Origin of the sequence: Cupriavidus sp. WS, assembly GCF_000395345.1 — a bacterium.
GTDB classification, from domain to species: Bacteria; Pseudomonadota; Gammaproteobacteria; order Burkholderiales; family Burkholderiaceae; genus Cupriavidus; species Cupriavidus basilensis_B.
Genome location: NZ_AQPL01000219.1, coordinates 17080 through 27964, shown reverse-complemented (window position 1 = coordinate 27964; position 10885 = coordinate 17080). Strand labels below are relative to the sequence as shown.

Below are 10885 nucleotides of genomic sequence, written 5' to 3'. Positions count from 1 at the left end.
CCCATGATTCGGGCCCGCGATTCGATTCGATTCGGGCCAGACCGGCCCGCGCGTGATTATACGTGAAGCCATCCCGGCATCCGGGCGCGCCCGGTCCGCCGCGTTGTAGGAAAGCCGACATTGCCGACGATGTCAGGTTTCTCCCAAACCCAGCGCTTCGGCGAACAGCGCCAGCGCCGCGCGCGCCCTGGCCGGATCGTGCGTGGCGGGCTTGAGCAGCAGGCGGTGCGGCCCCAGGCGCTCGCGCAGCCTGCGCGCCTGCGCGGCGCAGTGCGCGGGATCGCCGATCACGGCATTGGCCATGATGACGTCGTCGCTCGCGTCCGCGGCGAACATCGGCGGCAGGTTGCCCGCGGCGAACTGCACCTGCATCGCGCCGGGATAGGCGCGCACGCCGGCCACGCCATGCGCCACCGCGCGGCCGTGGTCGCTCTCGCAATGGAAGAAGCGCGCGATGGCGAACGGAAAGTCGCCGCGCCGCGCGCGCTCGGCCGCCACCAGCGCCGCCACGCTGGCCAGGTCCGACGACGGCGTCGCCATCAGGCCGTAGCCGTGCTGCGCGGCCACGCGCAGCGCATCGCCGCTCAGGCTGGCCAGCCATACGGGCACCGGCTGCTGCCAGGGCCGCGGCGACAGCGCCACGCCCTCGCAGCGATGGAAGCGTCCCGCGAAGCTCGTCACCGGCTCGCGCCACAGTTGCCGGATCAGCGCGAGCGCCTCGAGCATGCGCTCGCGCGCCTCGCCGGCCGACGCCAGCCCCGCCACCTGGTACTGCTGCGGAAACGGCCCGCCGCGCGCGACGCCGAACTCGACGCGCCCGCCGCTGAGCAGGTCGAGCGTGGCCACGTCCTCGGCCACGCGGACCGGGTCGTTCATGGCCAGCAGCGAGGCGCCGGTGCCCAGCCGGATCCGCGCCGTGCAGGCCGCGATGTGGGACAGCAGCACCAGCGGCGCGCTGCCGACGGCAAAGGGGCTGTAGTGATGCTCGGCCACCCAGGCTTCGTGAAAGCCCAGGGCCTCGGCCGCCACCGCGATGCGCACGGCCTGCGCCAGCGCGTCGCGCGCATCGTTGCCGGGATTCTCGACGTTGATGAAGACACCGTAGCGTTGTGGGAAGTCCGACATGGCGGGCAGTGGTTTGGTGGCCATGCCCGGTCGACGCAATTTCCAGGCCCGGCGGCGCGAGCGTTCGCGCTGGCCGCGGCACATGGTTCCGCGCATGGTTCCGTCAGCCGCGCCCGGGTCCCGCGCCGGCGGCCGGCCACCGGCCGCGTCACCCGCCGCCCGGCTGCGCCAGCCACGCCACCGCGGCGGCGTAGCCCGCCGGCGCCGGCAGCGCATGCAGCTCCGGCGCCATGCCGCCGCCCAGCAGGGCCGCCATCTCCGGCGTTTCCGGCGTCAGGCCGAAGCGCATCCCCTCCACGCCGGGCAATACCGACACCTGCTGCAGATGCGCGGCGATGCCCACGCCCAGCGCCTTGAGCAGCGCCTCCTTGGCGGTCCACAGCGCATGAAAGGCCGCCGGCCATCGCGCGGGGGCCAGCACCCTCAGCCATTCGCGCTCGCGCGGCGTGAAGCACATCTGCGCCATCCCGCGCAGCGCCGCATGGTCCAGCGCGGCATCGATGCGCTCCACGTCCACGCCTGCCTGCGCCACCGCCGAAGCCTCTCCCAGCGCCACCAGCCCGTGCGCGCCCGCATGCGAGACGTTGAAGGCCGGCGCGCCGGGCAGGTCGAGGCAAGGCTTGCCGTGCGCGGACGCGACCAGCGGCAGCACCCGCGGCGGCATGCCGAGCCGCTCGGCCAGCAGCATGCGCAGGCTGGCGCGCGTCACCGCGAAGCGCAGGCGGTCGGCCGGCTGGCGCAGCGCCGCGCAGCGGTCCCGCTCGGGGCCGCTCAGGCAGGGCAGCGCGTCGGCCAGCGCCATGCCGCGGCCGGACAGGTCGAGCCGCCACAGGTCCAGCGCCGGGCAAGGGCTGGCCACGCGGAGCGGCATGGCGGCTGGCGGGGTCATCGGCCTCCTGGGTAACGGGGCCGCGTGACGGGCCCGGAACTGGGGAGACGGATGGGACCCGCGCGAATTTAGGCGCCGGACAAACGGCCGGACAAACGGCCGGACAAGCGCCGGATGAGCGCCGGATGAGCATCGGAGGCGTGCCAGGGACGCTTGCCCGACGGCCTTCGCCCGCGCCGAAGCCGACACGAAACCGCCGCCGGATTGCCTCGCGACTGCCTCGCGGTTGCCGCCGAATCGCCCCCTGGAGCGACACGATTTCGTCATAGGAATGCTCCTAGACGAGTATCGCAGCGTGGAATTTAATGCTTTTCACACCACGAAATTGGAGCACGAAAATATAGGAATGCTAACTACAGCGTTACTTTTTTCTTAATTGACAACCATTCGCATTCTCATTAACTTGTCCTGCCCGTACCGCCAACGCTAACGTTCCAGGAGCTTCCCGTGAACCACGCTTCCGACCTGCGCGCCAATCTCGCCGATCTCGCCCCGCTGGGCTGGGACACTGGCAGCGACCTGCTGGGCCTGTTCCTGGAACATCGCGCAGCGCTGGTGGGCGCCGCCGCGCGCATCGTCGGCTCGCGCCACCAGGCCGAGGACGTGGTGCAGGACACGTTCCTGCGGCTGCGCGGCATGGACGGCGACACGCCCGCCATCCGCGCCAAGCTCAGCTACCTGTTCCAGATGGTGCGCAACCTCGCCATCGACGCCTACCGGCGCCAGAGCCTGGAGCAGAAATGGATGGCGCCCGAGGAAGACGGCATCCACGCGCCCTCGCCCGCCACGCTGCCGGAGACGATCGCGATGGACCGCCAGGCGCTGTGCGCGCTGTCGGGCGCGCTGGCCGAACTGCCCGAGCGCACCCAGCAGGCATTCGAGATGTGCCGGCTGCAGGGCATGACGCAGAAGGAGATCGCCGCGGTGCTGGGCGTGTCGCCGACGCTGGTGAACTTCATGGTGCGCGACGCCTGCATCCACTGCCGCGCGCGGCTGATCCGCCAGCAGGTGATCTGACCGGCCGGCCACGCGGGGCCGGCGTCGCCGGCATCATTCCCAGGCGGGAAACGGGTCGTCGTACCCGAGCCAGGCCGGCGGGCCCTCGGCCATCTCGGCGTCGCGCAGCAGGCAGTCGTCGAGGCGGCGCCGCAGTTCCGCCTCGGCCATGCCGATGCCGATCAGCACCAGTTCCTGGCGCGCGTCGCCGACGCGCTCGTCCCAGTTCCGGCGGATCGCCGCCACGGCTTCGGGGTCCGCCGGCCAGTGCTCGGGCGGCACCGCGGCCCACCAGTATCCCGCCTGCCCGTGGCGCCAGACGCCGCCCGCCTGCGACCACGAACCCGCATGAAGCGGCCTGCTGGCCAGCCAGAAGAATCCCTTGGAGCGGATCACGCCGGGCCATTCGCTGCCGATCAGGGCGAAGAAGCGCGCGGGATGGAACGGGCGGCGCGCGCGGTAGACGAAGTTGGCGATGCCGAATTCGGTGGTCTCGGGCGTATGCTCCCCGCGCAGTTCCTTGAGCCAGCCCGGCGCCCTGGAGGCGGCCTCGAAATCGAAGAGGCCGGTCCCGAGCACCTTGTCGAGCGCGATCTTGCCGAACTCCGAAACCTCGATCCTGGCGCGGGGATTGAGGCGCTGCAGGATCGCCATCAGCCGGCCCCGCTGCGCGTCCGTGACGAGGTCGACCTTGTTGAGCAGGATCACGTCGCAGAACTCCACCTGCTCGATCAGCAGGTCCACCACGGTGCGGCGGTCCTCCTCGCCAAGCGATTCGCCGCGCGACTGCAGGCTGTCGCGCGAACCGTAGTCCTTGAGGAAGTTGTAGGCATCGACCACCGTGATCATGGTGTCCAGCCGCGCCACGTCCGACAGGCTGCGCCCGTCCTCGCCGGTGAAGGTGAAGGTCTCGGCCACCGGCAGCGGCTCGGAAATCCCCGTGGACTCGATCACCAGCTGGTCGAACTTCCCTTCCCTCGCCAGGCGGCCGACTTCCAGCAGCAGGTCTTCGCGCAGCGTGCAGCAGATGCAGCCGTTACTCATCTCGACCAGCTTCTCGTCGGTGCGCGACAGCTCGGCGCCGCCGTCGCGCACCAGCGCCGCGTCGATGTTGACCTCCGACATGTCGTTGACGATGACGGCCACGCGGCGGCCTTCCCGGTTGTTCAGGATGTGATTGAGCAAGGTCGTCTTGCCCGCGCCGAGAAAACCGGACAGGACGGTGACGGGAAGGCGGGGGGTCGTATTCATGGGCTGTGCCTGCTGGTGCCTTTCGGACGGGGTCGATGCTGCGTGGCCGCCGCCGTGCGGCGCCTCCCTGCGGACCGGCAAGCCGCGTCCGCGCACCGGATTCCGGGTCCGCCGCCACCGCGTCGCCAGCCACGTTCTCTTGCAACTCAGTTGCACGGCAATCATAAATGCAACATAGTTGCATTGCAAGGGCAGAGCGCGAAGTCGATGCCGCCCTTGCGCGCCGACAGCGCAAACAAAAAGGCCGGCAGCAGGTCGGCAAGGCAGACCTCTGCACGCGGCAAGGCTGGTTCAGCTTGTCTGCTCGCGTGCCTGTCCGGCATCCGCGGGGCAGCGCGGAAATGGCGAGAATCGCGCGGAATCGCGCGGCCGTCAGCCGCGGCTGTCGGGCACGGCCAGCGCCGGGTAGCGCTCGGTAAGCCGGGCCGGGAATTCCACGTCGAGGATGAAGCGGTCGCCGCGGTACCAGAAGCAGCCCGCCGTGAGCACGTTGCCGTCGACGTCGAGCGTGGTGCGCACGATCTTGGCGACCGGCGCGGCGAAGCCGCAGGCCAGCTCGCGCGCGAGCGCGTAGTCGGCCGGCTCCACCGTCATGCTCTGGTGCAGCATGCCGAGGCGCTCGCCCACGGCCTCGCGCAGCAGGCGCGCGATCTTGCGCTGCTTCTCGGCGCCGCGCGGGAAGCGGTTGAACACCGCGGAGGCCACGTACAGCTCGATCAGACAGAACGGCTCGCCGTCGTGCAGGTGCAGCTTGCGCAGCAGCACGTATTTGTCCAGCGCCGCGCCGCGCGTGGGCAGGCCGTCGGGCAGGCGCACGTCCCGGTGTTTTTCCAGGATGCGGATCTCGAGCTCGCTGCTGCCGACCAGCTCGTCGTTGATGACCGAGCGCATGCCCGCGCTGGGCCCGGGCGGCTGGCCGGTGACGTGCGTGCCGCGCCCGCGCTGGCTGCTCACCAGCCCTTCCTCGGCCAGCACGGCGAAGGCCTGCCGCACCGTGACGCGGGCGATGCCGTAGCTCTGCGCGAGCTGCTCCACCGTGGGCAGGCGGTGGCCCAGCGGCCATTCGCCGCAGACGATGCGATGGCGCAGCACGCTGGCCAGCTGGCGGTAGCGCGCCACGCCGCCGCCGTCCTCGGGCAGTTGCGCGGGCGGTAGTGCCAGCGGCGATGCCGGCAGTGATGCCGACAATGATGCCGGCGCGGCGCGGTTCATGGCAGCAGCCCGCGCGGCACGCGCACCGGCATGGCCAGCAGGATCTGCGCCATGCCCTTGCCGAGCGGGTCGTTGCGCAGCGAGGCCATGCCGCCGCCGTCGAGCGCTTCCTCGCACACCAGGTTGACGGCGTGGATGCCGGGCAGGTCGTAGCGCGTGATCGGCCCCCTGACCAGATGGCCGAGCCATTGCGCCACGCGCTCCACGGTCGCGCCTGCGCGCAGCCACGGCAGGTACTCGGGCCGGCGCGCCATCAGGCCGATATTGGAGATGTCGCCCTTGTCGCCGCTGCGGCCATAGGCGAGGCGGATCAGCGGGACTTCCTCGAAGTCGCCGGCGGACGGCGGCGCATCGAGTCCATCGGGCGCGGGCTGCACGGAGGGAGACGCGGGCGCGGGCACCGCCACGGGCATGGCCACCGGCTTGCGCTCGCCGTCGATCAGCACCGTGGGCGACAGCTTGTCTTTCTCCAGCAGGAAGGCGTATTGCCGGATCGACGGCGAGGGGCTGGGCCGGCCGCCGCCCGAGCCGGTGGTGCCGGGCGACCAACTGGTGCCGGCCGCCGAGATCTCGCGCGCGAACAGTTCCAGCGCGGCCTTCTCCGGGTGCATCACGGCCAGCCGCATGATGGCCTCGCGCGTGTGGCGCGTTTGCGCGTGGGGGCCGTAGCACGACTCGGCGCCCAGCACTTCGACGTGCGTGCGGCTGTAGTCGCCGAAGCCGTGCGCGGCGAACAGCGCGCGCGTGCGCGCGAGGATGGCCTGCGCGGTGCGCTCGGCCTTGGCCACCGCGTCGAAGCCGACGATGGAGAGCTGCGCGTTGCAGCGGAAGCCGTCGACGTAGGTGGCCGAGACCTTGTAGCGGTCTCCCGGCGCGCGCCCGCGCGCGCCACGCACCTCGACCAGGTCGGGGCCGGCCTGCGCCAGCTTCACGCCGGTGAAGTCGCAGGTCACGTCGGGCAGCAGATAGGCGGCCGGGTCGCCGATCTCGTACAGGATCTGCTCGCCCACGGTGGCGGTGCTGACCAGCCCGCCGGTGCCGGGCGGCTTGCCCACCAGGAAGCTGCCGTCGGCGCGGCAGGCCACCACGGGGTAGCCGATGTTCGGCCAGTCCGGCACGCTGTCCCAGTCGGTGTGCAGGCCGCCGGTGGCCTGGCAGCCGCACTCGATGATGTGGCCGGCCAGGCTGCCCTGCGCCAGCAGGTCGTAGTCATCGGGCCGCCAGCCGAACTCGTGCATCAGCACGCCGAGCGTGACCGCGCTGTCCACGCAGCGCCCGGTGATGACGATCTGCGCGCCGTCGTCCAGCGCCTGCCGGATCGGCAGCGCGCCGAGGTAGGCGTTGGCGCTGACCAGCTTGTCCGGCAGCGGCTGGCCCTTCTGCATGTCCTCGACACCGCTCTCGCGCAGCGCCGGCAGCAGCGGCAACACGTCGTCGCCCTCCACCACGGCGATGCGCACGTCCACGCCCTGCTCCGCGGCGATCGCGGCCAGCGCCTGCGCGCAGCCCCGCGGGTTGATGCCGCCGGCATTGCTGACCACGCGGATGTTGCGCGCGGCGATTTCCTTGAGCAGGCCCTTCATGGTCACGGCGACGAAGTCGGTGGCGTAGCCGAGCTCCGGCTTGCGCAGGCGCGCGGCGGCCAGCACCGACATGGTCAGCTCGGCCAGGTAGTCGAACACCAGGTAGTCGATCTCGCCGTGGCGCACCAGCTGCGGCGCGCCCACGCTGCTGTCGCCCCAGAAGCCGGAGGCGCCGCCGATGCGCACGGTGCGGCCGGTCTTTGTCGTTGCATCCATCTGCTTTGTCTCCTCTGTCGTGTCCGGCTCAGGCCCGCGCGCGCCGCCGGCGGGTCATCTCAGCTGGCTGGCTCGGGCGCTGGTTTAGTTCTATTAATGGAACTATAGGCCAATGACTCCGCGCGGCACAAGAAAAAGCGCCACGGAAAAAGCCCGACACGATGCTTGACAAGCCCCTCAACGCTGTGCCGGACGACGGTTTTTCTGGGCCGTGTTATCCACAATTACTGTGGATAACAACCCCCTCGATACCCGCAAACCCGCTTGCCGACGCCAAACCGTTCGGACTGCCTAATGTTTCAGCAAGTTGACGATTCAATGTCATGACAAAGACAGCGGCGACCGGTCCGCGGACCGCAGCGCGCCGCCGCCGGCACCCGCCGCCGGCGTCCGGGACCGATGCCCCACGCCGGGACGCCTTCCGGGCGGGGACGGGCGGCGCTCAGGCCCAGGGGCGCAGGCGGCGCGCCGCGTGGGTATCGGGAAGATGGGCGGCGCGGCCGAACAGCTTCTCGCGCAGCGTGCCCTCGGCGTAGCCCGACTGCATCAGGCCGCGGCGGCGCAGCACCGGCACCACCGCGTCGGCGAATTCGTCGAACCACTCGGGCATAACGACCGGGATCAGGTTGAAGCCGTCCACGCCGGCCTCGACCCAGCCGGCGATGCTGTCGGCGATCTGCTCGGGCGTGCCCGCCACCGCCTTGTTCAGGCGCTGGCGCATCACGTCGCCGAAGCGGGCGCGCTTGTCGGGCGCGGCGTCGATGACCGCGCGGATGCCGCCCTGCATGTACTCGGTCTTCACTTCGTCGAGCGGGGTGTCGGGGTCGATCGCGGACAGGTCGAAGCCGATGGTGCCCGAGGCATGCGCGAGGTAGCCCGGCTCGCTGCGCCAGTGGAGGAATTCCTCGTAGCGCACGCGCGCCTCGGCCTCGGTGCTGCCGATGACCGGGTGCAGGCTCACCAGGTACTTGAGGTCGCCGGGCGCGCGGCCGTGCGCCGCCAGCCGCCGGTTCATCTCGGCGATGTCGTTGCGCGCCGAAGCCGGCGTGATGGCCGGCAGGAACGTCAGCTCGGCATGGCGCGCGGCAAAGCCGCGGCCGGCGGGCGAGGCGCCGGCCTGCGCCAGCAGCGGCGTGCGCTGCGGCGAAGGCTGCGGCAGGTGCGGCCCCGCCACGCGGTAGCGCGGCCCCTCGTGGTCGATGGCGTGGATGCGCTCCGGGTGGGCATAGATGCCGGCGGCCGCGTCCGCCGCCACGGCGTCGTCCTGCCAGCTCGCCTCCCACAGCTTGTAGACCACCTCGGCGTATTCCTCGGCCCAGGCATAACGCTCGTCATGGCCGGTCAGCGCCGGCTGGCCGAAGTTGCGCGCGGCGTTGTCCAGGTAGCTGGTGACGATGTTCCACCCGACCCTGCCGTCGGTCAGGTGATCGAGCGTGGAGAGCTTGCGCGCGAACGAGAACGGATGCTCCTGCAGGATCGAGCTGGTGACGATGAAGCCCAGGTGCTCGGTCACGTAGCCCAGCGCCGACACCAGGCTGGCCGGGTCGTTGGAGGGGAACTGCATGCCCTCGCGCGCGGCGGTGGCCCACCCTTGCCGGTATTTGTCATAGACCCCGACCGTATCGGCCAGGAAGATGGTGTCGAGCCCGGCGCGCTCGGCGGTGCGGGCCAGCTTCACCCACGGCTCGAGCCGCGAGAAATTCCGCTGCGCGCCGGCCTCGGGCCGGCGCCATTGCCCATGCGTCTGGTGCGACGGCGTGACGTGGGTGAACGCGTTGTAGATGATCTTCCGGCCTGTCATGTGCTGCATTTCCTTTTTTGCATCGTTCAGGCCGCGGCGGAGCGCCTGTCCTCGCCGGCGGACCGGCGCAGCGGCAATACCGCCTCCAGCAGCCGGCGCGTGACCGGGTGCCGCGTGTGCTCGTGCAGCGCGCCGGCGTTGAAGGTCTCGACGATGGTGCCGCGCTCCATCACCGCCACCCGGTCGCACAGCGACTCGATCACAGCGAGGTCGTGGCCGATGAACAGGAAGGTCAGGTTCAGCTCCGCGCGCAGTTCGCGCAGCAGGTCCAGCACCTGGGCCTGGATCGACACGTCGAGCGCGGACGTGGGCTCGTCCAGGATCACGAACTCGGGCTGCGCCGCCAGCGCGCGCGCGATGCCGATGCGCTGGCGCTGGCCGCCCGAGAACTCGTGCGGATAGCGCTCCAGGTGCGCCGCGGCCAGCCCCACGCGCTCGAGCGCCTGCACGGCGAGGTCGCGCGCGGCGCGCGCGCTGGCGGCCACGTCCAGCCGCGTCAGCGCGTCGGCCAGTTGCGCGCCGATCTGGCGGCGCGGGTTCAGCGAGGCGCCGCTGTCCTGGAACACGAACTGCACGCGCCGGCGGAACGCCTTCAGCGCCGGCCCGCGCAGCCGGGTCACGTCGACGCCGTGCGCGCGGATGGTGCCGCCGGAAGGGTCGACCAGCCGCGCGGCCAGGCGGGCCAGCGTCGACTTGCCGGAGCCCGACTCGCCGATCAGCCCGAGGATCTCGCCGCGCCGGATGCGCAGGTCCGTGGGCCGCACCGCCGCGACCTCGGTCCCCTTGCCCCAGAATCCGCCGCCCAGGCGGAAGCTGCGCGATACCTGCTCGAGCACCAGCACCGCGTCGGCATCGTCGCGCGCGTCCGCCGGCGCAATCGGGGACGCGACCGGGGACGCGGGAGTCGCGGCGCTCACGGGCGCCGCGGCCAGTTGCCGCTGCGCGCGCCGGATCTCGGCGGAATCGGGCACGGCCCGCACCAGCGCCGCCGTATACGGATGCGCGGGCGCCGCCAGCACGTCGCGGGTGGCGCCCTGCTCGACCACCACGCCGGCGCGCATCACGGCCACGCGGTCGCTCAAATACGACACCACGCCGAAATCGTGCGTGATGACCAGCAGCGCCGTGCCCTCCTCGCGGTTGATGTCGCGCAGCAGGTCCAGGATCTGCTTCTGGATGGTGGGGTCCAGCGCCGTGGTCGGCTCGTCGGCGATCAGCAGCTTCGGGCGTCCCATGACCGCCATCGCGATCATCACGCGCTGGCGCATGCCGCCCGACAATTCGTGCGGATAGGCGCGCAGCACGCGCTGCACGTCGCGGATGCCCACGCGATCCAGCCACCGCGCGGCCTCGGCCCGCGCCGCCGCCGCATCGAGCCGGCGGCGGAAGCGCAGGCCTTCGGTCATCTGCTCGCCGATGCGGAAGGACGGATCGAGCGAGCTCAGCGAGTTCTGGAAGATGATGCCGATGCCCGCCCCGCGCACGCCGTTGAGCGCCGCTTCGGGCAGGCCGAGCAGTTCGCGCCCCTCGAAGCGGACCGAGCCGCGCGCGCGGCTGTCGCGCTCCGGCAGCAGCCCGAGGATGGCGGCCGCGGTCACGCTCTTGCCCGAGCCCGATTCGCCAACCACCGCCAGCACCTCGCCCGCGCCGAGGTCCAGGCCGATGCCGTGGATCACGCGCTGCGGGCCGCCGGCGCCGTCGAACTCGACTTCGAGATTTCTGATGGAGAGTAGGTTCATCAACTTGTTCCCGGCGCCGGATCGGGGCGCCATGTCCGGTGCCATGTGTGGCGCAATATCCCGCGCCCTGCCG

At 71.3% G+C, this 10885-nt stretch carries 8 protein-coding genes; 1 reads left to right on the top strand and 7 read right to left on the bottom strand.

The annotated features are described in order from the left end of the window. Positions 1-132: 132 nt before the first annotated feature. Together K206_RS0118560 and K206_RS0118555 are read right to left on the bottom strand one after the other, a co-directional pair. The gene (locus K206_RS0118560) at positions 133-1149 is read right to left on the bottom strand and encodes an LLM class flavin-dependent oxidoreductase (protein WP_020203889.1); all 1017 of its coding nucleotides are present in this window, start codon (positions 1147-1149) and stop codon (positions 133-135) included. A gap of 124 nt (positions 1150-1273) precedes the next feature. Continuing rightward, entirely contained in the window at positions 1274-2014 is a 741-nt protein-coding gene (locus K206_RS0118555; protein WP_231401629.1) for a 4'-phosphopantetheinyl transferase superfamily protein, read from the bottom strand. A 495-nt stretch (positions 2015-2509) separates the two neighbouring features. On the opposite strand from K206_RS0118555, the gene K206_RS0118550 reads away from it, so the two are divergent. Beyond that, on the top strand, positions 2510-3031 hold the full coding sequence (locus K206_RS0118550; protein WP_029043801.1) for an RNA polymerase factor sigma-70: 522 nt from the start codon (positions 2510-2512) through the stop codon (positions 3029-3031). 33 nt (positions 3032-3064) lie between these two features. On the opposite strand, the gene zigA is transcribed toward K206_RS0118550, so the two are convergent. The 5 genes from zigA to K206_RS38630 all read right to left on the bottom strand — a co-directional run bounded on the left by zigA (position 3065) and on the right by K206_RS38630 (position 10812). Beyond that, a complete protein-coding gene (gene zigA / locus K206_RS0118545; protein WP_020203886.1) occupies positions 3065-4261 on the bottom strand; it encodes a zinc metallochaperone GTPase ZigA in 1197 nt (398 codons plus the stop codon). A gap of 372 nt (positions 4262-4633) precedes the next feature. After that, entirely contained in the window at positions 4634-5473 is an 840-nt protein-coding gene (locus K206_RS0118540; RefSeq protein ID WP_029043800.1) for a GntR family transcriptional regulator, read from the bottom strand. Beyond that, the gene (locus K206_RS0118535) at positions 5470-7272 is read right to left on the bottom strand and encodes an acyclic terpene utilization AtuA family protein (protein WP_020203884.1); all 1803 of its coding nucleotides are present in this window, start codon (positions 7270-7272) and stop codon (positions 5470-5472) included. Before K206_RS0118535 ends, K206_RS0118540 begins: the two co-directional genes overlap by 4 nt. 442 nt (positions 7273-7714) lie before the next feature. After that, the gene (locus K206_RS0118530) at positions 7715-9073 is read right to left on the bottom strand and encodes an NtaA/DmoA family FMN-dependent monooxygenase (protein WP_020203883.1); all 1359 of its coding nucleotides are present in this window, start codon (positions 9071-9073) and stop codon (positions 7715-7717) included. A 26-nt stretch (positions 9074-9099) separates the two neighbouring features. Beyond that, complete coding sequence (locus K206_RS38630) at positions 9100-10812, bottom strand: ABC transporter ATP-binding protein (RefSeq protein WP_020203882.1); 1713 nt, start codon at positions 10810-10812, stop codon at positions 9100-9102. Between the last annotated feature and the right edge of the window lie 73 nt (positions 10813-10885).